Source organism: Streptomyces sp. NPDC051662 (genome assembly GCF_040681655.1).
In the GTDB taxonomy this organism is placed as follows: Bacteria; Actinomycetota; Actinomycetes; order Streptomycetales; family Streptomycetaceae; genus Streptomyces.
Genome location: NZ_JBFAZD010000043.1, coordinates 14633 through 39628, shown reverse-complemented (window position 1 = coordinate 39628; position 24996 = coordinate 14633). Strand labels below are relative to the sequence as shown.

The window sequence follows — 24996 nt, the reverse complement described above, 5'->3', positions numbered from 1 at the left end:
GGCGGATCATGGAACGGGTCTGCCTGAGGCGGGCCCGCCTGGCAGCGAGCTGACGGAGGGGGACACACGTGCCGGATGCTCCCCTGGACCAGCAGGTGATCACCGTCTGCTATCTCGACCGGTTCGGGCGCCGGCGTGAACTGCCGGTGGAGCAGGCCGCTCAGGTGCCGTTCGAACAGCTGGCGCCCTTGCAGATGCCGGTGCCCTATCCAGGTCGGCAGTCCTTCGTCACCAAGGCCTGGGCCTCGGCCACCGGCCAGTCGCTGGCGTGCGGTTCACTGCGCCAGCAGCGCTGCGGCATGCTGCTGGACCGGGATCCGACGGTGGCCGCGCGCAGCGCCGGGCCGATGGAGCTGCACTGGACACAGGGCGGCTGCACGCAGAGCCTGCGGCCGGACTTCGTCGCCTTACGCGCAGGGCAGCGGGAGGTCATCTGCGTGGCTCCAGAGGAGCTCACCGACCGCTGGCACGCCGGGCAGGAACTGCTGGCCCGGGCCGCCACTGTGGCGGGCTGGCGGGTGCGCGTCATGCGGCCGCCGGACGGTGTGGAGCTGGACAACCTGATGCTGCTGTACGCCGTCCGTAGTCCGCAGTGGCTGGCCTTGGACGATGCCGAGGCGCTGGCCCGGCACTTCACTTCCCCTCGCACCATCCGCTCCGGGGTGCGGGCGTCGGGCCTGCCCGCGTTTGCGGGCGTGGACCTGGCCTATCACCTGATCTGGAGACGGCAGCTGCACACCGACATGACCAGGCCCCTGACACCGTCATCGACGGCATGGCTGCGGGAGGACGGATGAGCGCACCGCACGACGAGGTACCGGACGGCGCGGTACGGGACGGCGCCGACACCCTGGCCCTCGGCGACACCATCACCTTCAGCGGGGCGCGTTGGGTGGTGACCGCCTTTCACGGTCCGCGGGTCTTCCTCACCGCCCTCGGGGAGACCACCGCCGAGCCTTTGATCATCCTCCAGCCGGTGCTGACGTCCTCGAAGGACTTCGCGGTCCTTAACCGGGCGGCTCCCCGCACGGTGGTCACCCACCGCGGGCACGAGCTGAAAGCCCTGCCCCCGGCACTGCGCCGCGAGGTGACCCGGTGGGAGCGCACCGTAAAAGAGGTGCTGCATCAGCAGGCCCCTAACGTGCCGGCGACCGCCCGGCCCAAACCCGCCTTCGACCCGGAGCTCCACACTCTCAAGCAGCGCTACCGTACCAAGGCCGACCAGTTGACCGAGGCCGGCTGGCCGACCTCGCCCGCCACCATCGAGCGCAAGTGCCTCGCCTGGCGCAAGGAAGGCCTGCTGGGGTTGATCGACCGGCGTGGCCAGCGCTCGGCCTCGGCGCACGGACGCGTCGACCAGCGGGTGATCGACCTGGTGTGGGAGATCCTGGATGGCGAACGCGACCAGGGGCTGTCGCCGGGCACCTCGTCGCGGCTGATCGGCCGTGTGCAGCAGACGGTTCGGGCCCGCTACGCACGTGAGCTCGCCGACGCCGATGCGGCCACCGCGGCTGCGCTGCTGCCCAGCCAGGCCACGTACTACCGGCTGCTGCAGCGTCTGGGGATCACGGCACACAATGCGCATGTTGTCGCGGCCCGGCGTGCGGCCGGCCCGCCGCTCTCGACGCTGCGGCCCGGCAGCCGGCGGGCGACCGCGGCACGCTGGCCCGGGGAACTGGTGCAGATCGACACCACCGGACTGGATGTCCTGGTCATCGGCGACGACGGACAGATCATCTCGGTGGAGCTGACCATTGCGATCGATGTGGCCACCCGCAGCATCGTCGGTGCGCTGATCGTGCCCAAGCGGTTCCGCCGTGGTGCCGGTGCGGGCCGGTAGCTGGGCGGGCGGGCCACCCGCAGCTTCGACACGGTGCAGGTCGTGGCGCAGAGCACCGCACCGCTGCCGGTACGGCCGGGGTGGTCCCCGGAAACCTTCATGGACGGCTCGGACCTGCCCTTCGAGGGACTGCTGGCCGCCGATGAGCGGTTCGCCGGTGCGGCCGCCCGGCCGGTCATCAAACCAGAGACGCTCGTCGTCGACCACGGCTCACCGTTCGTCTCCGCGGACTTCACCCGCTCCTGCAACTCCCTGGGCATCGAAGTGCGCGAGGCCCGGCTGCGCACCCCCGTCGACAAGGCGATCGTCGAGCGCGCCATGCTGGCGATCAAGACCGGCTTCAGCCAGCACCTGGCCTCCTACACCCATCACCGTCTGGACCTGCGCGGCAGGCAAGTCCGCAAGCAGCCGCTGTGGACGATCGCCCAGTTGCAGGACCTGTTCGAGCAGTGGGTGGCGCTGCATTGGCAGCAGACCCCGCACGGCGCGCTGCGCAGCCCGTTCACTCCGGGACTGAAGCTCACCCCGAACCAGATGTATGCGGCGCTGATCTCGCTGCGCGGCTACCGGGCCACGGCGCTGACCGAGAGCGAGAACCGCAAGCTGCTGCCGACCGTGTGGGCACGCATCGACCGCAAGGGCTTCCAGATCAATAACCGCACCTACAACCTGGGCAGGGGAGCCCTGGATCCCTTCCGCGGCTCCTCCGGGCTCGCGGCCTTTCAGGGAAGGTGGGAGGTGCACTACTCCCCCAACCAGCCCGAGGTCGCCTGGCTGTTCAACCACCGGGCCGCCCCAGACAGCGACCCGTGGGTGGAGGTGCCTTTCATCCACCGGCGGATCCTGCACGACCGGTGGACCGAAGGGAGCTGGGAGCAAGGGCTGCAGGTCCATCTCGCCGCCGGCGGACACCGCCACGACGAGGCCGCCATCGCCCGGGCCACGCACCGCCTGCTGTCCAAAGCAGCTAAGGGGCCCGGGCCCGACGACGCACCCGCTGCCTCTGCCCGTTCCCTGCCCGTGCCCCGCCACCGGCCGGCGGCACCCAAGGAGCCCTATGCCGCCGGTATGCCGCCGCTGGATCCGGAATCGGTGCGGCCCTTCCGCCGCCTCGATCGCCCCGCCGCGGAACTCTTCACATCTGGCGAGCCCGTAAAGGACAGCGGACAGAGCGTCGATGCCTTCCTCGCCTCGCTGCCCGAACTGAACCCGCCCGCAGACGGCGATAACGGCTATAACGGCCAGCAAGGAGAGGACCGTTGAAAGCCCCGGTACGTGATCCGCAGTCCCCACCCGCTCCCCCAGCCCCGCCGGCCCCCGACACTGTCGGCCTGCCGACCACCCTGCTGGGGTGGCGCACCCGCCTGCGGCAACCGTCCTCCAAGCTCCCATCCTTGGTTCCGCTGCCGCCGGAAGACCCTTCCTCCGCCAACAGCGAGGAGGAAGGGGAGAAAAGGGAGAACGATCCCCGCGTCCGCTACCATGCCGACCTCGGCCTGGTCGAGACCACCGACATCCAGCGCGGACTGCTCCTCGCACGGCGGATGCTGCGGCGAAATGGCGAACGCCGCCAACCCGGCCCGCACATCGCCATCGACAGCGACTACCGCGGCACAGGCAAACGCACGCTGCTGCACCACATCGGCATGGGCCACCAAGGGCGCCGCGAGAAACTGCACGGCATCGACGACACCCGCATCCCGGTGATCTGCATCAACGCCCCGCCCACCCCGGGCACCCCGGCCGACTGGTCCGCCGCCCTCGCCACGTTCCTGGGCTGGGACCTCTACCGCTCCGACACCGACAGCCGGCCCGTGCAGCGCATGAAGGACTTCACCGGGCCCGCCGTGCACGTGATGCGCACCAACCACGTAGAGGTGTGCCTGGTCGACGGGATCGACCGGCTGCGCACCGAGGATCTGCAGCCCACCTTCGACTTCTTCGACTACCTCGCGGACGAACTGAGCCTGACGGTCTTTTGGAGCGGCATCGGCTCCAGCGACATCCTCCGCGAAGCACGCACCGCCCGCTTCCCCGCCCTGCGCCGGACAAGCGACGCCGCACCGCTGCGCCAGCGGTCCGTACCCACCCTGTGGGTCAACCGGTTGCCACCCCGCAGCCCCGAACACCCCGACGAATGGCCCCGAACCCTGGCCAGTTTCGACGGAAGACTCCAGCTGTGCCACCACCGGCCCAACAGCCTCCTGGAGCTCGCCGAAGACCTCTACGACATCACCGACGGGCTCATGGAAAACCTCACACCGCTGCTCAGCATGGCCGCGCAGATCGCCATCCTCGACGGCACCGAGGCGATCACACCGGAGATCCTGCACGACGCAGCCCGCTACCTCAATCTGCCCGCGGCAGGCACGATGGACGAGGCGTGGTGACGCAGCGAGCGGATGCCGGGACTCACACCGACGAGTGCGCGGGCCGCTCGCACGCCGTGCCAGGGCACTCGCACACGTAGCCTCGGGCCCGCATCTGGCAGGTGCTCCTGAAATGCAGCAGGGTCCGAATCCTCGAATGGATCCGGACCCTGCTCGGCAGTAGCGGGGACAGGATTTGAACCTGCGACCTCTGGGTTATGAGCCCAGCGAGCTACCGAGCTGCTCCACCCCGCGTCGGTGAACCCAACCGTACGCCATCCCGTGAGGTCCGCAGACCACTTCCGGCCAGGGGCTATGCAGCGAAGCCGACGTTGGTGCAGTATTCGTACGCTCCGTACTGGGATCCCAGATCAGGCAGGATGTCGTCGGTCCACACTGCGTCCAGGCCGTGGTGGTCACCGGCCGCCCACGCGCCGACGATCCGGTCCCAACGGCGCACGTTCATGTGCCGGAAGGGAACGTCGCGCTGCAGCGGCCGGGCGACGTCGGACTGGTTGAGGGGGTGAATCTCCACCCTGGTGCCGCCGTTCGCGTTGAGACGCTTGAGCAGGTGCCGGGCCACGTTCTGCCGGCGCACCGTCCGGTAGGCGTCGTCGATCTTCTGCAGGCTCTTCCCCGAGGGGCGGCGCTTGCCCTCCAGCCACGCCTTCAGCGTGCGGTCGGTCACCGTCAGCCCGGCATCCCTGGCCGCCTGACGGGCATGGTCGGACCTCGTCAGATAGTTCAGGCGCGCCATCAGACCGCGCTTCGCGGTGACGGGGGTGGCGATGCCGCCGGCGAGGTCGTCGAGTTTCCGCCCGACGAGTTCGCTTCCCCTGACGCCGCTCGCGCCGAACCTTCCGAAGTCGTTGTTCCTCTCCGGCATCTACCGCTCCTCCCCCATCGTGTCGGTGCCCGCGGTGTAGAGGTCTTTGACCTTGACCTCGGTAACCCCACGGCCTTCGGGAAAGACACGGCGCCAGTCGCCGATGACGTGGAGTTCGTCGGTGCCCATCGCGCGGACGACCGGGAGGCCTTCGTCGTGGGCTTTGAGCGCCTTCATCCAGAGGTTGGCGAAGGCCTGGGAGCGGATGATGTGCATCCAGTCCGGACGGTACAGCTCCCGGTTGTAGTTCGACTCCCCCATGGTGGAAACGAACTTCGCGTACATCGCCTTCACGTACTCCAGGGTGACCGCGTCGCCGTCGGCGATGGCGGTGTCGCGGGCGTCCTTGAGCGTGATGCGGAACTTCTCCAGCAGGTTCTCCGTCGCCCCCGAAGTGTAGGACTCGTGGACTTCCGGCGCCTCGCACAGCCCGTACTTCGGGCCTGACAGGCGCAGCAGGAGCCGGAGGGTGGGTTCGGTGACCCATAGGGGTCCGGGTTCGTCGCGCTCGCCGATCGGGTTTGGCAGCACGGCGCCGTGCTCCCAGGCGGGTGGGGTGATCAGGTGGACTCCGGCACGGCGGCGGTCATGCGGCATGCCGGTGGTGTGCTCGAGCTGCCCGAGCGGCAGATGAGTCTTGAGGGCAGACAGATAGGCGCCGTTGATGTCCAGTGCCGTCACCTCATGAACACCGGGCGGCAGCTCAGCGCGGGTCCACTTGGGGCGGGCCTCCCAGATCTGGTCCGCACCCCGGGAGGTCTGCTTCTTCAGGATGTCGGGAATCCAGGGGTGGGCAATCACGTCGTACCGGGCGCCCTTGCGGGTCTCGTCCAGCAAGCGCATCGCGTCCGGGATCGCCTTCTTCAACAGCGCCGCGGTGGCCGCTTCCACGTCGCCCTGGTACTCGGCGAGCGCTCCCTCAACCGCCGCATGAATCAAGCCCACCGGGCCTGACGGCTCCTGGAACGCCCGGCGGGCCGGGCCCTTGGCCCGCTCCGACAGCTTCGAGGCCGGAGCGGGCCGGCCGGCTACCGGGGCCGGCTGCGCCTCGACTGTGCCGCCCTGGCATCCGGCCGGGTCCAGGTGCTGGGCGAAGCCCTCCACCCGCTGTCCGGCCGGACGCCCGCACAGCACACACGGCTCCGGCGCGGTGAGTACCTCCACTTCGTCCCCGCCTTCGAACTCGGAGGAAGCGGGCCCGGCCGCAGCGGCAGCATCCGCTGCGACCGGCTCGGCCACAGCGGACTCCACCGCCAGCTCGGGTTCGGGCGTGGTGTCGGTGGTGAGCTTGGCGCTCAACCCGTCCAGGAGGTAGGCGTACTTGACGCGCACCTCACCGACCGGATCCCGGCCGGCTTCCCAGGCGCTGACCGTGGACGGGCTCACCCCGAGGGCGCGGGCTACCTGCGCCTTGGACAGCTGAGCCTGCTCGCGCAAGGCGCGGCGGGCCTCGGGGTCCGGGAGGTCGGTCTGCGGGCCGACGGAGGCGAGGAGCGAGTCGATCGCGTCGAAGTCACTCACCGGAACACTCCCTTCAGATGTAGGTGACGGGGTTGCGGGACAGGTGCGGGCTCTTGGTGGCACGGCCGACACGGTCGTCGCCGCGCAGCAACTCCCCCTGGAGGGCGTAGCGGTCGCCGTGCTTGGAAATCCCGGTGATCTTCGCGACGGCGAGGACAGTGCCCCCGGCGTTGATGATCTGCACCTCGTCCTGGGCGAGAGCACGGTCGGCATTGAACTTCCAGATACCGCGACCGACCTCCCATGCCTCGTCCTCACTCATGCCGGGCCGCCATCCGATGGTCGACCGCCCGAGCATGTCATCGGGGTCCGCCTCACGCTCGGGACCGATCTGGATCTGCAACACCCGCCCACCTCCCAGAACCTGAACTCTTCAACTTGTTCCAAAGTTACCACCCAAACATGTAACTTTACAACAAGTTAAAAAGTATTCACCTTGCCTGACCTCAGCACGACTTCACCGCTCCGACCCTCGACACAAAGGAGACCCACTCCATGACCAAGGCGTACGGCGAAGCACCGCGCGGCATCCACACCGACACCTGCTCCACCTGCTGCGCGACCGGCACGGAGCTGACCCACATCCGGTTCACCGACGACTGGGACACCCGCCGCTGCAGAGAGTGCGGCGGCCAGAGCAAGCTCGGAATCCTGGTGCATGCCCGGCCCGGCGAAGTAACGCACCCCGGCGCCAACTGATCCCCCCGCGCCGGCCTTCGGGCCTCCGCCCGCCGCCAGCCCGACGGCAGGCAGAGGCCTTGCGCACGCTTCCAACTCGGAGCCCGGAGCCCCCGGGCGCTCCGGGCCCGGCGGCCTGCCCCCAGCCCGCTTCCCGCGCCCTGCGCACGAACTCCCGCCCTCCCCGCGAGCGCTCAGCCTGCGCCGCCCGCCGGCCGCCACGGACACCTCCGAGCGCAGCCAGTCCGGCTCAACCTCCACCCAGCCCGGATTCTCACTCTAGATGCCGCCTTCTCAACCAAGTTGCCGCCTTGCAGGTCAAGCGCTATTGAACGTCCGCCTCAGCCTCTCTCAGCTACCTGTATCTACACAGGTCAGGCCGATAACACAGCTTCACCATGAACGAGAACGCACACGTGGCTACGCAGGACGATGCTCGGAAGATCGCCAACCATGAATGGGGGATGGGGCTGTGACCCCGGCGGGCCCAACCCGGTGATGAACTCACCTGGGTAGGGCCCGCGCTCGCTCAATCCGTCCGTCGTCCGACGCGCCGCGCGAGAGCCGGATCGTCCCGTCATCCCGTGGCTCGAAAGCGATGTCCAGCACGGCACCCCCGTCCCCACGCGTCGAAGCCGTCGGCAGGTGCTCCTGAGCGAAGACAGCTTCGCTTCTCAGTACCAAGAACAGAGCATCACAAATCACCGACTGTGACATGGCTTCTCACCAGCATCGAGGAATTGCAGATCGAGCTGTGGACCGGGCTGGAAAGCCTTCAACCGCGGGAGCGCAGTATGCGGCGCATCCGGTCGGCCCGGTCCAGGAGGTTCGTGCGGACGACCGGGATAGCCTGTGCCGCCAGGTCTTCCGCTCGTTCCACGAAAGTCAGGTCGATACCGAACAGCGGAAAGAGGCTTTTGGTGTAGGTCCTCGCCGGCACGGTTCCGCTGTGGTGGATGGTTTGCACGAGGTCGAGGTAGGCCTCCGTGTGGGGCCTGAGCAAGTCGTCCTGGCCGGCGCTCCAGAACAGTGCCGCAACTGAGTGGACCGAAGCGATAGGTACCGCGCGGTCCGTCACCAGCGTCTGCCACACCGCTTTCTTCTCGGCCGCGTCCGGGGTCGCAGCGCTGACCTGGAGCCTGCTGACCCACGCATCGGGATCCGGGTCGCGGTCGAGCAGAGCCTGTGCCTCGGTAGCGGTCGGGCTTCCGAGCTGAGCCTTGCGAACCAATGCTCGCCACTGCAGATCGATGTCCTCCCCGGCCTCGGTCTGGAGCCACGCAACCTCCTCCACCTCGGCCGCAGTGCGAGCGAAGCCACGCAACACCGCTTTACGGAAGGCGCCGACGCCGGAGAGGCTGCGGCACGCCGCAGCCACTGCTCGCAGCAACTCGTCCCGCTCCGACTCCGGGCTCCACAGATCTGCCGCCTCGACAGCCAGGTTGAGATACGGCTCGACCACCGACGCGGACGTCTCGACAGCCAGCACTCCGGTCAGGCACAGCACAGCTTCGGCGGCTGTCGCTTCGCCGTTGATCAGCATGTCCCAGGCCGTGGTGACGGCGACACCCCGCGCGGTCGCCGTGGGCAGACGAGCGGCGTTACGGAAGAACGCGTCTCTGGTCGTGGCGTCAGGTCTCATCGAGGCGAAGGTCAGGTCTTCATCATTGACCAGATACAAGTCGGCTCCCGCGGGTAGGTCGAGCTGGGTCCGTTCACCCGCTACCTCGACTTCGACGAGTGCCATCCGCTCAAGGCGGTCCCCGGAACGCTCGTAGGCGCCGACGGCAAGCACATGCGGGCGCGGCCGGCCACCCGGACCCTGAGCGACCAGGGCAAACCCATCTCCGTCGTGGTCAAGAGTCAGCCGGTCGGTGCCCGCTGTTTCCAACCATCCCGCGCGCCACTGGTCCAGGTCGCGTCCGCTGGCGTCGGCGACCGCGTCGATCAGGTCATGCAGCGTGGTGTTGCCCCAGGCATGCGTGGCGAAGTAGTTGGTCAGACCCGCGGAGAAGTTGGCCTCGCCGACGTACCTCATCAGCTGGTGCAGTACGGATGCACCCTTGGGGTAGGTGATGGCGTCGAAGGTCGCTGCGGCCTCGGAGACGTCGCGGACCTGCTGGCGGATCGGGTGCGACGTCGGTCCCTGGTCCATGAAATAGGCTCTGAGTTTCTCGCCGGCCAGATGAGCCGTCCAGGCGTCGGTGTACGACGTCACGCTCACCGCGGCCCAATTACTTGCGAACTCCGCGAACGCCTCGTTCAGCCACAGGTCGTCCCACCAACGCATGGTGACGATGTTGCCGAACCACATGTGCGCGAGCTCGTGCAACAGGTACCGCGAGAAGATGTCCCACTCCGCCCTGGTCGGCGTACTCCTGCGCAGGAACCAGTCCATCCAGGTGACGCAGCCGAAGTTCTCCAACGCGCCGGGGAACTCGGGCGTGAAGACCTGGTCGTACTTATGCTGCGGAAACGGCATGCCGAACTTGCCTGCAAAGAACTCGAGCCCCTGGGTGGTCAAGGTGAACAGCTCATCGGCGTCCCGGTCCAGGATCGAAGCCAGCGACTGCCGGGCGAAGAGCCCGAGATCATGACCAGCTCCGCTCCGACGCAATTCGTAGTACGGGCCCGCATTGATCACCGTGTTGTACGCCGCCAGCGGCGGCGTCGGCGGGAAGGTCCAGCGTCGCACGGAGCCGAGGTCTTCGATCTGCGGGTCACCGCTGTTGCTCAGCACCCGCCAGCCGGCAGGAGCGGTCACGGTGAACGCCCACGGCGCCTTGAGGTCCGGCTGATCGAAGCAGGCCAACACGTACCGTGCGTAGTCGGGAGCGAAGTCGGTGTAGACATACGTCTCGCCGTCGGCGGGGTCGACCGCCTTGTGCACGCCCTGGACATCGGCCGAGCACTCCGTCACCGAGACCACCGTGAGGACGTTGCGCTCGGCAAGATCGGTCAGCGCGATCCGGCCCTCAATAGCCGACCGCAGTACGACCCCGTTGAGCGTGGCGCTCTCAACCGCCGCCGCACAATCGACAAAGGTCTCAGCCCCGGGCCGGTGACACGTAAAAGTGATCGTCGATTCGCACCGAACCCGCGAACCGGTCATCAACTCCGAAAGATCGACGGCCACGTCATACCGCTCGACCGTCAGCAGCCTCGCGCGCCCCTCGGCCTCGGTTTGAGTCAGACTCTTTCCGCTCATCGCTTTCCCTCTCAGAGATCCGTTCATTCGCTGCGAACCACCCGCTCAGCAGCAAGAAGCTCGTGTGTCCATCGCGTCGCCTATCGGCTGATTGGCGGCCTACTCCCAGATTTGGAGGACAGAGCACCCGAAGACGATAAATGATCACCTTCCTGCTACATTGAGCAGTTCCTGCTCATCTCCACTGTGGAACCTGGCGATCACCCGATTGAGAAATAGGGTGCCCCGTCGCCTGCCATACGCTCGTCTGGCATGGCGCGCCGGTTTAGCCATAATGCCGATGTGAGTACCGAGGCTGCACCGGGGTTCACCTGGCGTCCGATCGATCGATCGGACCTGCCCGCTTGGCTGCGCCTGCGTCAGGCAATCGAGGCGGTGGACAACGACGGAAGGCCCCCATCCGAGGCGGAGCTGGCGCAGCGCTTCACAGACTCCTACGTCGACATGGCGCGCGGCAGCATGGCCGCATGGGATGGTGATCGTATGGTGGGCCACCACTGGATGAAAGCGCGGACCTCGGCAGAGCCCTTTCACGACTTCTGGCAGCTGGGCGGTGTGGACCCGGAGTACCGGGGCCTGGGCATCGGCACTCGCCTGCTCGACTGGGCGGAGCAGGCGGCCTCGCTTCTGCACAAAGAGCGCTTCCCCAGCGCGCCGCTGGCATTGATGGACAGCTGCGCAATGGACAACGCAACGGCCGTCCAGTTGTTCCGGACACGCGGCTACGAGCAGGTCTGCTGGACGCATCACATGGTCATGCCCGAGCTGCGCACCACACTCGCCGCGATGCCGGCGTCCCCGGCACCGGCGGGCGTGGCGTTTCACGCGGTCAACCCGGAGCACTCGGAGGACGCGCGTGCTGTCCGCAACGACTCCTTCCGGGACCACTTCGGCAGCACGCCCGCCACGGAAGAGACCTGGGCGCAGTTCACCAGCGGCCCGGCACTCCGCGCTGCCAACAGCTTCATCGCCTACGAGCGCGGCGAGCCGCTGGCGATCGTGCTGTGCGAGGAGTTCGAAGCGCACCAGAAGATCACCGGACGGCGAGACCTGTACGTTTCCGTCGTCGGCACCGTCCGCGCGGACCGCGGCCGGGGTATCGCCTCCGCCCTGCTCGCGCACACGCTCCGCGTGGCAGATGAGGACGGCTACGACACCACCTCCCTCGAAGTCGACGCGGACTCCCCAACAGGCGCACTCGGCCTCTACGAACGCCTCGGTTTCCAACCGGACAAGACTTACGCCCTCCAGCGAAAATTCGTGCAGGCGGTCCAGCCGGATTCTCCTCCGGCGGAGCCATCACGGCCGTGGTCGTAGGAGCATTCCCCCCCCACGCTGAACAGCCGGCCGGATGGCGTGGGAGCGGGCTGGGTGAGCGCGTGCCGGGGGACTGCTCTCCGCTGGGCTGCGAGGCTCGAATTGTCAGGCTCGCTTCTGTCCGTCACCCATACTGTCTATCGCTCCACGGCGATCGCCGCGTCCTGACGCTCCGAGTTCCGGCACCCCACAGCCTATCCGCTACAGGACGTCACAGGTCACGGGTTCTGACACAGCTTCTGAGCTTGTTCTTTAACCTGCTGCTGCGCCCTCAAGGGGTGCGTGGTGTATTGGTCGGCCGTCCGGCTTGTTGATGAAGGCGGCGTGAGACAGAGCGCTATGGAGCGAGCATGTGGGACGGCCCCTTCTACCGAGTCAGACGTGACGGATACGAGATCTGCTTCGTGCCCGGTGCCGGAGAGGACCTCGACGAGGTCTGCAATGTGGACATGTGGGTCATCCGTGATGACGGCGATCGGTGGTCTGGAACCGTGTTCACTCTCGACGAGGTGCACCGGATCATGGACCGTCAGCGGCAGGCTGGCGAACCAGAGGGCGACTACTGGTGGTGCTGGGATGGCCTCATCGTGCGCGACGCGGGTGTGCAGTCGATGCGGAAGAGGGCCTTTAGGCCGGCGCGGCACTTGATGGTCTTGCTGCCCGATAGCGGCGGTGCAGCTGGCGAGCAGGCGTGCGCTGAGCACCGCCATGCCCAGGTGGCTCCGCCCTCACCCGACCTGATGCAGCACGAGAGCGTTATCTGTACGGGACCGCCCGCCGTGCTCGACACGGGCCCGGCGCAGCGCGGCGGCGTGGGTGGCATTGACCGGGCAGAGGCGCTGTGCGCGAGCCTGGTCGATCGGGGCCGGCGAATCATCCATCGGAGTCTCGGACTCGAGGAACGCACGGCGGCTCAGCTCACGCATCGCGGCGGTCTGCCGTTCCACCGCCTCTGCGCCCCCTGGGTCCACTCGCCGCGTAGGTACGCCGGATCGGTGCGCGGCAAGCGCGCCCGGCGGAAGCCGGGAGACTTCACCGGTGCCTCCGGAGCAGGGGAGGGACGGGTACCGCCGGTGTCACCGAGAAGGGCTGCTCTGTCCGGGGCGCGGGCGCGGGGCCGACGGCCAGGACCCGGATGCTGCGTACGGCGTCGGTGCTGGCCGATGTGTTGGCCGCGGCGACGATGCGGGCGCTGATCAGCCGGAGCTGGGTGGCGTAGGCGGGTGAGTCGGGGCGCATGTCCAGTTGGCCTTGAGGTTCGGCTCGTACGGGCGAAACCCAGACCCCCGGAGGGGGTCAGCTTTTCGCGGACGGTCCGGGTGAGGGCCGCGCACCGGCGGACACCGCCGCGTCGTCGACGACGGCCTGGGGGATCTCCGCAGGCGTCTGGCCGGGAGGTACCGGATCGCCTTCGCTCCCGCCGCCGAACAGGCACTGGGCAAGCTCGCCTCCCCAAGGACTTCAAGGCCGCGCTGAGCGGCACTCTCGGTGCCGATCCCTACGGTCACGGCTCCACACCGGTGGGCGGTGATGAAGACCGGCGCGAGGCGGCCGTCTCTCAGGCGATCGTCTGGTACATGGTCTCGGCCAGGATCCTGACCATCACCGTCGTCCGGCTCATCCCCGAACCGTAGAGGCATTGCCCCTCGTCCATCAGCACACCGCCCCTTCCACAGCGGCCAGTTCAACAATCCAATGCCGGGCGTGGAAAGGCTCCGGAACTGTGCGCTCCGGGGCCGGGGGACTCGCCGAGCATTGGTGCGGGTCTGGGGGGTCTTTGGGAACGCCGGGCACAGCTTGATTCCCGGCCTCACTCGAAGCCGCGCGCCGGGTTACACCGTCGTCGCGGACTGACGGCGCTTGGCACGTTCAACCTGCCGTAGCAGCAGATCGGCGAACTGGATGATCTCAGCCGCCTCAATAGGGTCGTCGAAGTCGACGGTGCGGTGACTGGCTGGATTCTTGTACGCGCCCATGGCGCCAGCGAACAGCGCGGATGCGGCCTCTTGTTCGCCGCCTTCGGCTCCGGCGTCGGCGAGCGGGCCGCCGGCCTTCCCGTTCTGGTGTGGCTGGAACGCCTTGCGCATCAGCGGCACACCGACCAGGGAGTTGTCGAGCCCGGATGCGTCCCGGACGGCGACCTCGACCGCCTTCATCGCGGCAAAGCATGCCGTCTCATAGTCACCCAGGTCGAAGTTGGTGCGCACCGTATCTTCCAGGGCCGGGTGGAGCGGGCCGGATAGCCGTTCGCAGGCTTCGAACCGCGTTATGCCCTGCAGGTCCTTCGCCAAGTCCCTGCCGTCACGGGAGAGCCGGAGGAAGGCTTCGGACTGGCTGGGCGCCCGGGCCAGCAGCGCGTGCGCCTCCAGCCAGGCCCAAGCATCGGACAGGCGGTTCACGAGAACCTCCACGTCCGGCTCGCCCTGGAACGCCTGCCGTGCGCCGCCCATCGTCGGTTTGTACTGCAGATAGCCGGTCCCGCTCGCGAGGTGCTGCAGGAGAAGGAGCGCGATGTCCCGGGTGGGCAACCGCCGGATCTGTTCTGCCGGAACCGGCGGCACGTACGTAAAGGTCATAGGTGCACGCTACGGTGCCACACGGACACCCGGAGTTGCATTCCTACCTTCGCGCGGTTCGTCGCTTCCCGAGCGGCTGCCCCCGCAGCTGCTCCAGCCGTACCGTCAGTAGGCACTCCGCCGTACGCTCCCGGGCCGGGTCCACGCCGGACTTCTCGCCGTCGCTCATGCCTCCTGCGAGGTGATGTGCCCGAGGACCGGGTGTTACGTGACAGGCGTTTACCCGTATACCTGCCGGTCACAGCGCTAGTCGTCGGACTCGAAACCTGACGCCTTTTGAGCTCCGCATCGGTGTTCAGCCGTTGCCGGGCGGCATGGGCGGGCGCGGCATGCGGTGGCGTTCGTATCTGGGGACGGGTCGGCTGGGGCGGATGGCCACGGTGGGCGGTCCTGTCTGCTGGCGCCGTGCTTGGCCTTGGCAGAACAGGCACTGGGGTCCGCCGGGGGCGGCTGGGTCGATGGGAGCTCCGGGGTGCTGGATGCATCCCGAGCTGTTGCGGGGGCGGGAGAGTTCCCGGGCGATGACGAAGGCCGCGTGCGTGAGGTCGGCCAGGTGTACGAAGGTCTCGTCCTCGGACCGGTAGTTGATCTCCGCTGCCAGTTCGTTGATCTGCTGCATGGTCTGCGCGAGGACGGTGTCGTCGTAGGGCGGGTCCGGGACAGTCCAGTTGTGGCGGGGGGCCTGGGGCGCCGCTTTCACGTCCGGTCGGCCGGTGCGGCGGTGGCTGTTGCACAGTAAGGGCTGTCCCGTAATCGAACCACGTTCGGCGTAGGGTCTGCGAGACGGCGCGGTCGTGGCCGTCTCGCAGACACAAGGAGGACCTCGTTGAATCAGAGCCCCATCTGCTGCTTCTGCTACCAAGGCATCGATCTCGATCAGGACAAGGCAGCGACCGAGGTCAGATTCGGCGCGATTGACCCGGCACGAGGCGGTGGCGTGCGGCAGAAGGCCTACACGCACTCAAGCTGTCTTCGCCAGCGAGTCCACCGGAGCATCGATCTCTGGTGGGAGTTCTGAGGCTGGGCGCATCCCGAGCTGCCGATCGCGGATGAAATGACCTTTCGGTGCCTCATGTGATTACAGCGTCGGAGCCGTCGTGCATAGGTCCGTTCACGGGGCTGAGCCCGCGCTCCTTCGGCAAGCTGATCACGATGCTGCGCCGGGAGGGGGCTGACACGCCCCGTCCAGGGCGGCCGTGGTCGCTTCCGCTGGAGGACCGGGTTCTGCTGGTGGCCGCCTACTGGCGCACCAACCTGACGCTGCGGCAACTGGCCCCGCTGTTTGGCGTCTCGAAGTCCGCGGCCGACCGGATCATCGACCATACCGGCCCGATCCTCGCACTCAAGCAGCGGCAACGATTCCGCAAGGACGCCGTGCTCATCGCCGACGGCACTCTGGTACCCACCCGCGACCACAGCATCGCCGAGCAGTCCAAGAACTACCGCTACTCCACCAACCACCAGGTCGTCATCGACGCCGACACGCGCCTGGTCGTCGTGGTCGGTCGGCCCCTGCCGGGCAACCGCAACGACTGCAAGGCATGGTCCGAGTCCGGGGCGAAGGCCGCCGTCGGGCGGACGACGACAATCGCTGACGGCAGCTACCCGGGCACCGGCCTGCTCATCCCGCATCGACGCCCCGCCGGCGGAGAATTGTGCGACTGGAAGAAGGAGCAAAACCGCTCCCACAAGAAGGTCCGGGCCCGCGTAGAGCATGTCTTCGCCCGAATGAAGAGCTGGAAGATCCTGCGCGACTGCCGCCTCAAGGGCGACGGCGTCCACCACGCCATGCTCGGCATCGCCCGCCTGCACAACCTCCTCCAGGCCACGTAACACAGGCCACCCCGCCCCACGGCGCACTCCGCCACAGCCGAAGATCAATTACGGGACAACCCTTAGCGTGGGCGACAACGGATTCGTGATCGGAGCAAATCCCGTATGACCTTCGACGAACTGCGGCACGTGCTCGTGCGGGCCCGGGATGAGCCGTCACCGCTGTACGAGCCGGAGGATCCCGGGGCCTTCGAGGACCTCGGCGCCTTCACCCGAAACATCCCGCTGGACGATTCCCAGCTGGACCTCCCGGCAGATCTGGCGGACGCGCTGCGAGCCTGGTCGCTGACCCACCCATCGGGGGGTTTCGCCTCCCGGCCGGACCTGCGCAAGTACGTCAAGCAGGGTCTGGCGGCCGCCCAGCGACTGGCCAGGCATCTCGGGCCGTCATGGACGGTGCGCTACTGGGACGAGGGCCACAAGACGACGAAGTGGCTCTGCTGGGGGTGCGATCGCCTCCACTGGGAGCGCGACCCCCACGGCACGCCCCCGCACCCGCTCGACATTACGGTCGAGGGCGAGTATGGGTTCGGTCCGCTGCGCTCGGACGGATTCGGGGACTTCTTTCCGGATGATCCCGCAGCCGCCCTGACCCTGTCCGACGAGCTCGTCGCCGCTCTGTACAGGTGGGCGGAGAGCATCAACACCACTCTGAACCTGGACGTGCGGGACCGGGAGGACGGCAAGTACGACGCCGAGTGGCAACGGCTGTTCCGCGAGGGAACTGACCTGGCGGAACGGACCGCACACGAACTCGGCCCCGCCCGGACAGTGACCTACAAAGGACTGGCACATGGCGGCCTGGACGCGCTGACGTCGGTCACCTGGCAAGGGGACAGGGAGTTGTAAACAGATGAAGGTGGCCGGTGGAGCGGGGAGAAGACCGCGTACCTCCGCTCCACCGACCACCTGGACCAGACCGCCGACCGATGCCTCTGCCGGATCTGCCGCTACCGCTCACGCGTCCCCGAACCAGCTCGCCAGGACTTGTTTATGGGATCTCGCCGGGATTGCGGGGCATGGCACGCATGCTCTCCCCCGTAGCCCTTCGTGCGCGGGAGGGTGCCCCGCCGTTGTCGCCGGTCGGCACGGCTCCGCCATGCCTCCCTCCTGCGCCTTGCGATCGCACGCACCACGCGACATGAGCCGCTGCCGCGGCGGGCGCTCCCTGATCCGGCCAGATCCAAAAGACGCGGTCTAATGCCCTGCAGGTAACCGGCGTTACGCCGCCGTGGCCTGGACCATGGAGGCCGGATCGGCAGGTCAGGGAAAACGTGTCGCGCGGCGGCCGGCTGGCGTTAACGGTCTGAACTGGCCCCGCCTTTCCGGCCCGAACTGGCCCCACTTCGGGGCTGGCGCGGCGATTCTTCCGGCTTGACGTGGCCCCGGCTTCCGGCCTGCTCCGTCCCCGGCTTCGCCGGGGACGGCTGTGCCGGGCGACTCGCTGTGGAAGAGAATGCTGGGCATGACGACTTGAAGAGCACCGGCCGGCTGGCGCAAGGTCGGGACTTGGGACACGGTCTTCGACGGGGACCGTCGGGTCTGTGCCGACTGCGGAACGCCCGTCCGCTCGTACCAGTACCGATTCCATCCGCCCGAGTCCTCCATGTTCGAGCGGTGCATCGGACTCGCCTGGTGTTCCAGTTGCCGGATCTACTCCTGCAACATGGTGCACGTTCCGCGAAAGCGGGTCCTGGTCGACGCCCTCGCTTCGCTTCCTGGCGAACAACGGGAGAGGCTTGCACGTTCGGAAACAAGGCTGATTGAGTACCTGGACCGCCAGGCCCGAGGCAGCGCAGATTAGATGCCACCGGCCAGCTGGCCTCGGGGCTACTTCTTCGTCTGCTGCTGCCTGGCCTTGGTCTGGGCGAGGCGGTAGGACTCGGTGCCGGTCTCGATGCTGGTGCCGTTGAAGGTGAGTCGGTCAACGATGGCTGCGCAGAGCCTGGGGTCGGTGAACGTTTTGGTCCAGCCTCCGAACGATTCGTTCGAGGCGATGGCCACGCTGTTCGTCTCCTCCCGCTCGGTCAAAACCTGGAACAGCATCTCGGCTCCGCGGCGGTCGAGCTCGAGGTAGCCCAGTTCGTCGATGCAGAGCAGGTCGACGCGCCCGTAGCGGGCGATGGTCTTGGTCAGCTGTTTCTCGTCGGCGGCTTCGACGAGTTCGTTGACGAGCTTTGCGGCGAGCGCGTAGCGGACCCGGAAGCCGGCCATCGCTGCGGCGGAGCCGAGGCCGATCAGCAGATGGGACTTGCCGGTGCCGGAGTCACCGATCAAGCAGAGCGGCTCGCCCTTCTTGACCCATTCGCAGGTGGCGAGGTTGTTGATCAGGGCCGGGGTGACGTTCCGGTTGGCTGTGTAGTCGAAGTCCGAGAGCCACTTCGGGCGTGGGAAGCCAGCTGCGCGGATGCGGCGCTCGGACCGGCGGCGGTCCCGGTCCTCGCACTCGGCCATCAGCAGCTCGGCGAGGAACCCGCGGTAGGACAGGTGCTCGCGCTCGGCGCGGGCGACGGTGTCGGTGAACTGGGCCCGCATCGTCGGCAGCCGCAGGACCCGGCAGGCGGTGTCGATCGCGGCGTCGGAGGCGGGCTCGGTCAGGGTGTGGTGCGGGCCGGTAATCGGGTTTCCTTTCCAGGACGGTGCAGAAGCTGGTCCCAGCGTTCGAGGGCGAGCAGCGGCCGCTGGTCGGCGGGAAGGCGGGTGGCCCGGCGCTCGGTCAGGCTGGGCAGCGGCAGGTCCGGCGGGGCGACCGGCTCGGGCAGGACGGTGGTGGCGGTGACGGTCGGAGACCGGCCCTCGGTCTCGGCGGCCTTGCGCGCTTCCAGCGCGACCACGTCCGCGGTGCAGGCGCCGACCGCGAGCGCGGCACGGATCCCGGCGACCACGTCGCGGTGCTGCAGGTGGCGGTGCAGCAGCAGGACCTGGACCAGGGCCTTGGTGCCCTCGGACTCGCCGAGTGTGTGCTTGGCCGTGGACCAGAGTGCTTCGTGGGCGGGGGTAAAGGTGCCCTCGCGGCGAGCCTGATCGAGCGCCTCAGAGCCGGCCAGGGCGCCGGGCTTGGCCAGCAGGACTTCCAGGAAGTGGTCCAGCACCACCCGTTCGGCACCCTTGGTCGTCAGGCGGGGGTGGCGGGCGATCTCGGTGCGGCCGTGGAAGACCATGACCTCGCTCGACCGTAGGAGAACGTGGACCGTGCGGCCGATGAAGCGGACTGGAACCGAGTAGCGGCAGACCCGGACGGCGACCATGCCGTAGCGGTCGACCCGCGGGTTCAGCGCGAGGCCGGTCTCGAAGGGATCCTCGGGAAGGGGCAGTAGGAGCGGGGCTTCGCGGGCGAAGTCCTGGCCGATGGTGCGGATCCGCATCCCGATCCGCCGGTTCTCCTCGGTCTCCTCGAAGCGGGCGAAGGCGTCGTTGAGGTCGTTGAGGGAGTCAACGCGCGGGACCGGGGTCAGGTAGTTCCGGCGCCAGTAGCCCACCTGGCCTTCGACCCCTCCCTTCTCATGGGCGCCGCGAAGACCGGGCTCGCAGCAGAAAGGGGTGATCGAGAAGTGCCTGCGGAAGTCCGCCCAGCGTGGATGCTCCTCGCGGGAGCGGCTCCTGTGCACCACTCGGGAGACTGCCGGGGAGAGGTTGTCGTAGCGGATCTGACCGGCCGGGATACCGCCCAGCGTGCGGAACGCGTGGACGTGTCCGTCGAAGAACGCCTCCTGTCCGCAGGACGCGGTGATGCGGTGCACGGCCTTGCCGGAGTAGGCCAGTCTGAACGCGAACACGAAGCACTTGGTGCGTTCGCCGGCCAGGTCCACCCACGCCTCGCCGAAGTCGACCTCCGCGTCCATGCCGGGCTGGTTGTGGCGGATCATGAATCCCGCCGCCGGTGTCGCTCCTGCTGCTTCGGCGATCTCCTGCCGGCGCCGGTGCACGTAGTCCCACACCGTCGAGTAGGCGACGTCGGCGCCGGCCTCCTGCTGAAGCCGGCTCAGGATCCTTTTCACTGTGTGCCGCTGCTTCGGCGGAGCATCCAGGTCGTCGAGCAGCCACTGGTCGATCGTCTTCTTGAACGGTTCCAGCCTGGGCGAATGCCGTCGCGGCGTCCGGCGCGGCGCGGGCACGGTGGAACACACAGCGCCTCGCGCACCAGCCGTCGGTGGACCCGGTACTTGCGCGCCAACGCGCGGACCGACAGGCCCTGCTGCCACGAGTCCCGGCGGATCAGCAGGAACAGTTCTTCCTTCGAGGACGCCACCCGACATCGCCCCCTCACGGCGACCTACCGCGAGCGTCCCAGCCCCAGCTCCAAAGTGGGGCCAGCTCAAGCCGGAACAACCCCCCAACGCTCCCGCGCGCCCCGCCGGTGGGGCCAGTTCGGGCCGGAAAGGCGGGGCCAGGTCAGACCGTTAACGCCAGCGTCTGCACATCAGCGGTCCGGCGGGAGTTGCCGCCCTGAGACTCCCCATGCAGCGTCCATGGTCTCCTCCTAATTCCTGGAGCTCCCGTCCAGGCCGACGTCAGGCCATGAGGCGAGCGGCAGGGTCCTCGGGCATCGCGGCTGCTGGTTCACCACCATGTCGTACGCGCCCCGCCGGCCGGGGCGCGAGCAATGCGCAGCGACAGGCTGTCGCCTGCCGGAAACGTCTCCGAGTACATGACGGGCTGACTCCATCCTGCGCTGGGCCGTCCGCATTGAAGCGCAGGTTCATCGGCACGTATCCAAGCCTCGTCGTTGAAGTTGAGCAGGGTGTGGAGGTAGCGGCGAGGGCCGGTCTGCTCCAAGATGCCCAGCGGCAGGGGCAAACGCCCGGTGCAGCGGTTCGGCGGCCCCCTCGTGCATCAGCGCACGCCACTCCCGGCCGAAGACCGCGTACGCGATTTCCCGACCCCCGCGCTGCCGCTCTCCAGCGCCTGGAGCGTGGAGCCTCGGAATCCCGTCAGTAACCATATCCGGCACCACTCTGGTCACACCCAGGAAGCCGATGCGAAAGATGAGACTGCCCAGCCTGTCCGGGGCCCAAGGGCCCCGGACGGTGGATGTCGTCGTCGAGAACCACCTACTTCTGCCGCAGGACGGTTCGCCAGCCCGGCATCGCCACCCCTGATGCCTCGGATCCCCGATTCCCCAAAAGGACCCGCTTCGGAGCATGTTGGCCGTATTCTGTGCGTCTGCCGGGATGCCAGGGGGGTGCTCGGCCTGAACACGAGGACATACATGCGTCACACCCGCACGCTTGCCGCCGCTGCTGTCGCGGCGGCGTTCGCCGGCACTATCCTGCTGCCCACCCAGGCGCAGGCCGCTGGCTCGGTCCACCTGTACAAGATTGTCTACGACAGCCCGGGCACGGACACTCGTGCCAACGCCAGCATCAACGGCGAGTACGTCCAGATCCGCAACACAACCTCGAAGGCTGTCAGCCTGAAGGGCTGGACGCTCGTCGACGTGGCCAACCACAAATACGTCTTCAGCACGTACACCCTCGGCGCGGGCAAGTCGGTAGTGGTGCGCACCGGGAAGGGCACGAACACAACTGCGACCCGCTACCAGGGCCGGGCCGCCTACGTGTGGAACAACGACAAGGACACAGCGACACTGAAGAGGTCAACGGGCACGACAGCCGACACGTGCTCATACAACTCAACCAAGGTCGACTACAAGATGTGCTGACGCCCACCGCGTAACATACGCCCGCCCCGATTCTCACAGGGCGGGCGTTCGTGTATCCGGATGCCACCGGCCCGGCCTCCACCAGCCTGGACATCTCGGGGCTTCACGGAGGTCTGCCATGCCCTGACCCACTTGGAACGGTTGCCATCTCTTTCAGCCAACGGCACCATCCCCATCAGGGTTTTGCCAGCGACCGAGAGCCCTCGCGACTCGTCGGTCACAGCCTCCGGCGCCTCGCCGCCGGATCGGCCTTTATGCCCAACTCCAAGTCAGGCGGTGCTCCGGCCCGGGACTTTCAGTCGGAGATCTCTGACCACACAGTCGCCTGCGCCGTAACACCAGTGCTGAAACTGTTGCTCGTTGAGGTGACGGTCAGGACAGCGATGCGTCCGGCCTGTGTCTTGAGGCAGACTACCTTGCCCTGCCGAACCTCGACTCTCCAGACACCCTGAGTGGAGATCAGGTCAAAACACTCCTGCCTGGTCGGCATTCTCTGCTCCGGCCACAACGCCAGGTTGATGTCCGAGCCGGTGTCCGAGGAGATCCTCGGCGGATTGATGAGACCCAGATGGACATCTGCCGAATAGCGGTCGAGCTTCGGCGGTTTCTCGTCCAGCATGGGCCCGGATTCCGCGATGCGTACAGGGCCTGTGTACTGAACGTCGTTCGAGGTGTCGGGCAACGATGCCGATGGTGCCGGGATCTCCGTCGAGGGCGAGGCGCTGTCCTGCTCCCCCGCAATCGCAGACGCAGACGAGGACGAGGACACGGCATCAACAGGAGCATTGTCGTCTGATGATGACGGCCACGCAGTGACTACCGCTGTCGCCGCTATGCCCAAGACAGGTACCAGCACCCCGACCACCCACCATGCCCACTTCGGCTGCCGGTGTTCTGATGAGCCCTCATTGGAAGGCGTCGGCGGGGTGGTGCTGTCCTGAACGTCGTCGGAATCGGCACTCAACTGGGTTCCACCTGTTATGGGGCCTACCACCTGACCAGGCTGACACCATACAGACACGAACCGCGGTTCCGCCACATGGCCTACCGCCTCGGCCGCGAAACTCCCACCCCCCCTTCGCTGCCTGACCCCGCACGAGGGGTCGCCACCGCCAACGTGGACGCCAACGGCAAACGGACCGACGCCGTCCACGACGGACTCGGTTGGTGCCGGAACGGTAACTGGCGGGAACATGACCGACAGGGACTGAAGAGAGTCCGGGGAGAGTCAAAGATGACAAGCGGTGTACACGGTCGCGATGCCTATGCCGAACCCGGCGGCGAGCTGAGCGTAGGTGTCCCCGCACCGGACAGCAGGGCCTGGCGGCCTGCGGGCAGGCGCCGCCACCGCGTCCCGATCTCCCTCTGCCGTGCGGCGAGCTGCCTGCTCAGATACCGCAAGACGGCTGGACAGATCGATAGACGCGGGGCGGACAAGCACACGAAGCTTCTGGCGGCATGGGTGATCTTGGTCGAGAACCCGTCTACCAGGAGCTTCGTCGTTCCGCACAGGCCGTTGCCTGCCCCAACGGACGCGGGGCAGTTCGAGCGTGAGGTAGCCGGTCTTCACCGCGACACCGAACTCAGCGGCGACGGTTCGCCCTGGAGACGGCGGACCATCCCATCAGCGCCAACCTCAACAGGATGGTACGGGTTCGCTTTCCCACCGAGCGGGGACGGTGGTGGCGACGACCGCTCCCTCCGGCCGTTCGGGGTTCGGCTGGGCCGCGTGCTGGCTGTGGGCCGCCGCCCAGGTCTCTTGCCTGGCGATCGCCAGTGCGGCGGACAGGTCGAGGGCCAGGACGGTGATGCCCGGCAGCGCGGCCAGGTGTGCGGTGGCGGACTCGCGGCACCGCCGCTGCTCGCGCGCCGGTCCGGGGCGGCGGCCGACGTGAGGGAGTGGGAACGCGGAACGCCCGGCCGGAGAAATCCGGCCGGGCGTTTGGCTGTCCGGCCCCTGCTCAGGCCCCCGCGCCGTCCTTGGTCAGGTAGTACGTGTCGCGGACATCAGGGTCCGAGGTGAGGAAGAAGAGACGCAGCTTCCCATTCTTCTCCTTGGTGACCCCGAGGGCCCACGTAGCGCGGGCCGGCGGTGGCGCGGTCCGCGAGGCGGCGTCCATGGGGTCGGGGGAGGCCGCTGTGTCCGGCGTGCCGACGGGAGGGGTGGCGTCCGCCCCGTCCACCGACGTGGCTGCGTTGGCCGCGGGCGCGGCCTCCAGCCGGATCACCGACCCGTTCCCCACGGTGTTGCCTCCGCGATATGCACCTGGTTCCTGCATGCTCCAGGTGCCGGTACCCGTCATCCGCCAGCCGTCGTCGAAGGCGAACTCCTGACCGTCGAGCTTCGTCGTCTCCGCCTTCGCCCCGGGTTTCAGTGTCAGGGAGCTGCCCTCCCACCCGTGCCAGGTGCCGTAGAGCTCCTCCGCGGTCACGGCGACGGGCGGGGGCGGGGGGTCGGTCCGGCTGTCGACGCAGGACGAGATCAGCGGCGCCACCGCGAGCGCCAGCGCGGCGGAGACCAGGCGCCGGGTGGTTCCGGCGGCGGTCGGCCGGCTCACCGGCCCGGCCTCGGCATCGGGATGGACTCCGTCCAGTTGAACGTCATCTTCAAATCCTTCTGTCCACCGGGGAAGACCCAGCGTGCGGCGTCCGACATGGCCGAGGCGTTCGGGTCCTTCTCGCCGCCTTCGTACCCCTGCTTCGACACCCCGCGGGTGAGCGATTCGACGGTCATCGACTGCGTGATCTCGAACTGCACTGTTCCCCGGCGGTTGAGCGTCTTGTATCCGGTCACGGTGGCCTTCAGATTGAAGGAGCCGAGAGCCGCCCGGGTCGCTCCCTCCGCCGTGGCGGGGTCGTCGTCCCCCATGAGCTGCATCAAGGCGTCGGACACCTCGCCGGCCATCATCCCCTTGAGGGGCAGGTCGTTCATGGAAGCGCCGTAGGCCGTCTTGTAGTCCAGTCCCTTGATGGTTTCTCCCACCTTGGTTCCCGGCCGGTGCGACAGGTAGGACCGCACCATCTGGAGCCAGATGTGCCGTTTGACGTCCTGCGTCATCTTGTCGCTCTCGTCGAAGTGGTAGGCGGCTGGGGTGGCGCCCATGAA

General features: G+C 67.8%; 23 protein-coding genes, 1 tRNA gene and 3 pseudogenes. 9 read left to right on the top strand and 18 right to left on the bottom strand.

What is annotated here, in order from left to right; all coding sequences use genetic code 11:
- Nucleotides 1-68: 68 nt before the first annotated feature.
- From AB0M67_RS39190 to AB0M67_RS39175, 4 genes are all read left to right on the top strand, one after another.
- Nucleotides 69-797, top strand: a complete 729-nt coding sequence (locus AB0M67_RS39190) for a TnsA-like heteromeric transposase endonuclease subunit (protein ID WP_365752703.1) — start codon at nucleotides 69-71, stop codon at nucleotides 795-797.
- Complete coding sequence (locus AB0M67_RS39185) at nucleotides 794-1840, top strand: hypothetical protein (RefSeq protein WP_365752702.1); 1047 nt, start codon at nucleotides 794-796, stop codon at nucleotides 1838-1840. Before AB0M67_RS39190 ends, AB0M67_RS39185 begins: the two co-directional genes overlap by 4 nt.
- A 42-nt stretch (nucleotides 1841-1882) precedes the next feature.
- Entirely contained in the window at nucleotides 1883-3103 is a 1221-nt protein-coding gene (locus AB0M67_RS39180) for a hypothetical protein (RefSeq protein ID WP_365752701.1), read from the top strand.
- 131 nt (nucleotides 3104-3234) lie between these two features.
- Entirely contained in the window at nucleotides 3235-4230 is a 996-nt protein-coding gene (locus tag AB0M67_RS39175; protein ID WP_365752699.1) for a hypothetical protein, read from the top strand.
- 160 nt (nucleotides 4231-4390) lie between these two features.
- Here AB0M67_RS39175 and AB0M67_RS39170 read toward each other — a convergent pair.
- From AB0M67_RS39170 to AB0M67_RS39155, 4 genes are all read right to left on the bottom strand, one after another.
- Nucleotides 4391-4464, bottom strand: a tRNA-Met gene (locus tag AB0M67_RS39170).
- 58 nt (nucleotides 4465-4522) lie between these two features.
- Entirely contained in the window at nucleotides 4523-5095 is a 573-nt protein-coding gene (locus AB0M67_RS39165) for a transcriptional regulator (RefSeq protein ID WP_365752698.1), read from the bottom strand.
- Complete coding sequence (locus AB0M67_RS39160) at nucleotides 5096-6616, bottom strand: helix-turn-helix transcriptional regulator (RefSeq protein WP_365752697.1); 1521 nt, start codon at nucleotides 6614-6616, stop codon at nucleotides 5096-5098.
- A 13-nt stretch (nucleotides 6617-6629) separates the two neighbouring features.
- Nucleotides 6630-6962, bottom strand: a complete 333-nt coding sequence (locus AB0M67_RS39155; RefSeq protein WP_365752695.1) for a hypothetical protein — start codon at nucleotides 6960-6962, stop codon at nucleotides 6630-6632.
- 149 nt (nucleotides 6963-7111) lie between these two features.
- Here AB0M67_RS39155 and AB0M67_RS39150 point away from each other — a divergent pair, with 149 nt between their 5' ends.
- Nucleotides 7112-7315, top strand: a complete 204-nt coding sequence (locus AB0M67_RS39150; protein ID WP_365752694.1) for a hypothetical protein — start codon at nucleotides 7112-7114, stop codon at nucleotides 7313-7315.
- A gap of 754 nt (nucleotides 7316-8069) precedes the next feature.
- On the opposite strand, the gene pepN is transcribed toward AB0M67_RS39150, so the two are convergent.
- Nucleotides 8070-10502, bottom strand: coding sequence for an aminopeptidase N (gene pepN, locus AB0M67_RS39145; RefSeq protein WP_365752692.1), 2433 nt, complete (start codon nucleotides 10500-10502; stop codon nucleotides 8070-8072).
- A gap of 252 nt (nucleotides 10503-10754) precedes the next feature.
- Between pepN and AB0M67_RS39140 the strand changes: the two genes are divergently transcribed.
- A complete protein-coding gene (locus AB0M67_RS39140; RefSeq protein ID WP_365752691.1) occupies nucleotides 10755-11819 on the top strand; it encodes a GNAT family N-acetyltransferase in 1065 nt (354 codons plus the stop codon).
- Nucleotides 11820-12037: 218 nt separating this feature from the next.
- Here the strand turns inward: AB0M67_RS39140 and AB0M67_RS39135 are convergent, their stop codons facing one another.
- From AB0M67_RS39135 to AB0M67_RS39110, 6 genes are all read right to left on the bottom strand, one after another.
- Nucleotides 12038-12529, bottom strand: a complete 492-nt coding sequence (locus AB0M67_RS39135) for a hypothetical protein (RefSeq protein ID WP_365752689.1) — start codon at nucleotides 12527-12529, stop codon at nucleotides 12038-12040.
- A gap of 18 nt (nucleotides 12530-12547) precedes the next feature.
- Nucleotides 12548-12766, bottom strand: a complete 219-nt coding sequence (locus tag AB0M67_RS39130) for a hypothetical protein (protein WP_365752688.1) — start codon at nucleotides 12764-12766, stop codon at nucleotides 12548-12550.
- 85 nt (nucleotides 12767-12851) lie between these two features.
- Nucleotides 12852-13058, bottom strand: a complete 207-nt coding sequence (locus tag AB0M67_RS39125) for a hypothetical protein (RefSeq protein ID WP_365752687.1) — start codon at nucleotides 13056-13058, stop codon at nucleotides 12852-12854.
- Nucleotides 13059-13651: 593 nt separating this feature from the next.
- Nucleotides 13652-14395 (bottom strand): TIGR02391 family protein, encoded by a 744-nt coding sequence (locus AB0M67_RS39120; RefSeq protein ID WP_365752686.1) that lies wholly within the window; start codon nucleotides 14393-14395, stop codon nucleotides 13652-13654.
- Nucleotides 14396-14438: 43 nt separating this feature from the next.
- Nucleotides 14439-14564 carry a hypothetical protein gene (locus AB0M67_RS39115; protein WP_365752684.1) on the bottom strand — a complete coding sequence of 42 codons (126 nt, stop codon included), beginning with the start codon at nucleotides 14562-14564 and terminating at the stop codon, nucleotides 14439-14441.
- 126 nt (nucleotides 14565-14690) lie between these two features.
- A complete protein-coding gene (locus AB0M67_RS39110; protein ID WP_365752682.1) occupies nucleotides 14691-15095 on the bottom strand; it encodes a hypothetical protein in 405 nt (134 codons plus the stop codon).
- Between the two features lie 365 nt (nucleotides 15096-15460).
- Between AB0M67_RS39110 and AB0M67_RS39105 the strand changes: the two genes are divergently transcribed.
- Nucleotides 15461-16228 (top strand): transposase, encoded by a 768-nt coding sequence (locus AB0M67_RS39105; RefSeq protein ID WP_365752680.1) that lies wholly within the window; start codon nucleotides 15461-15463, stop codon nucleotides 16226-16228.
- A 105-nt stretch (nucleotides 16229-16333) separates the two neighbouring features.
- A complete protein-coding gene (locus AB0M67_RS39100) occupies nucleotides 16334-17077 on the top strand; it encodes a hypothetical protein (RefSeq protein WP_365752678.1) in 744 nt (247 codons plus the stop codon).
- A gap of 981 nt (nucleotides 17078-18058) precedes the next feature.
- Here AB0M67_RS39100 and istB read toward each other — a convergent pair.
- Nucleotides 18059-18847 carry an IS21-like element helper ATPase IstB gene (istB, locus tag AB0M67_RS39095; RefSeq protein ID WP_365752724.1) on the bottom strand — a complete coding sequence of 263 codons (789 nt, stop codon included), beginning with the start codon at nucleotides 18845-18847 and terminating at the stop codon, nucleotides 18059-18061.
- Nucleotides 18823-20477 (bottom strand): annotated as a pseudogene (gene istA, locus AB0M67_RS39090) (IS21 family transposase). Before istA ends, istB begins: the two are co-directional and overlap by 25 nt.
- Before the next feature lie 960 nt (nucleotides 20478-21437).
- On the opposite strand from istA, the gene AB0M67_RS39085 reads away from it, so the two are divergent.
- Nucleotides 21438-21890: a lamin tail domain-containing protein gene (locus AB0M67_RS39085; RefSeq protein WP_365752677.1), complete on the top strand. Its 453-nt coding sequence runs from the start codon at nucleotides 21438-21440 to the stop codon at nucleotides 21888-21890.
- A gap of 295 nt (nucleotides 21891-22185) precedes the next feature.
- Here AB0M67_RS39085 and AB0M67_RS39080 read toward each other — a convergent pair whose 3' ends face one another.
- The 5 genes and pseudogenes from AB0M67_RS39080 to AB0M67_RS39060 all read right to left on the bottom strand — a co-directional run bounded on the left by AB0M67_RS39080 (nucleotide 22186) and on the right by AB0M67_RS39060 (nucleotide 24993).
- Nucleotides 22186-22509 (bottom strand): hypothetical protein, encoded by a 324-nt coding sequence (locus AB0M67_RS39080; RefSeq protein ID WP_365752676.1) that lies wholly within the window; start codon nucleotides 22507-22509, stop codon nucleotides 22186-22188.
- Between the two features lie 612 nt (nucleotides 22510-23121).
- Nucleotides 23122-23331, bottom strand: a pseudogene (locus AB0M67_RS39075) (IS5/IS1182 family transposase); the annotation flags it as partial.
- A gap of 195 nt (nucleotides 23332-23526) precedes the next feature.
- Nucleotides 23527-23721, bottom strand: a pseudogene (locus AB0M67_RS39070) (hypothetical protein); the annotation flags it as partial.
- A gap of 130 nt (nucleotides 23722-23851) precedes the next feature.
- Entirely contained in the window at nucleotides 23852-24448 is a 597-nt protein-coding gene (locus AB0M67_RS39065) for a hypothetical protein (RefSeq protein ID WP_365752675.1), read from the bottom strand.
- Entirely contained in the window at nucleotides 24445-24993 is a 549-nt protein-coding gene (locus tag AB0M67_RS39060) for a hypothetical protein (protein ID WP_365752674.1), read from the bottom strand. The genes AB0M67_RS39065 and AB0M67_RS39060 overlap by 4 nt, the downstream gene beginning before the upstream one ends.
- Nucleotides 24994-24996: the final 3 nt, after the last annotated feature.

Coding starts and splice junctions, on each gene's coding strand:
- AB0M67_RS39185 (WP_365752702.1), top strand. CDS start 794: ATGAGCGCACCGCACGACGAGGTACCGGACGGCGCGGTACGGGACGGC.
- AB0M67_RS39165 (WP_365752698.1), bottom strand. CDS start 5,095: ATGCCGGAGAGGAACAACGACTTCGGAAGGTTCGGCGCGAGCGGCGTC.
- AB0M67_RS39150 (WP_365752694.1), top strand. CDS start 7,112: ATGACCAAGGCGTACGGCGAAGCACCGCGCGGCATCCACACCGACACC.
- pepN (WP_365752692.1), bottom strand. CDS start 10,502: ATGAGCGGAAAGAGTCTGACTCAAACCGAGGCCGAGGGGCGCGCGAGG.
- AB0M67_RS39140 (WP_365752691.1), top strand. CDS start 10,755: ATGGCGCGCCGGTTTAGCCATAATGCCGATGTGAGTACCGAGGCTGCA.
- AB0M67_RS39135 (WP_365752689.1), bottom strand. CDS start 12,529: ATGGCGGTGCTCAGCGCACGCCTGCTCGCCAGCTGCACCGCCGCTATC.
- AB0M67_RS39125 (WP_365752687.1), bottom strand. CDS start 13,058: ATGCGCCCCGACTCACCCGCCTACGCCACCCAGCTCCGGCTGATCAGC.
- AB0M67_RS39120 (WP_365752686.1), bottom strand. CDS start 14,395: ATGACCTTTACGTACGTGCCGCCGGTTCCGGCAGAACAGATCCGGCGG.
- AB0M67_RS39115 (WP_365752684.1), bottom strand. CDS start 14,564: ATGAGCGACGGCGAGAAGTCCGGCGTGGACCCGGCCCGGGAGCGTACG.
- AB0M67_RS39100 (WP_365752678.1), top strand. CDS start 16,334: ATGACCTTCGACGAACTGCGGCACGTGCTCGTGCGGGCCCGGGATGAG.
- AB0M67_RS39085 (WP_365752677.1), top strand. CDS start 21,438: ATGCGTCACACCCGCACGCTTGCCGCCGCTGCTGTCGCGGCGGCGTTC.
- AB0M67_RS39080 (WP_365752676.1), bottom strand. CDS start 22,509: ATGCTGGACGAGAAACCGCCGAAGCTCGACCGCTATTCGGCAGATGTC.
- AB0M67_RS39060 (WP_365752674.1), bottom strand. CDS start 24,993: ATGGGCGCCACCCCAGCCGCCTACCACTTCGACGAGAGCGACAAGATG.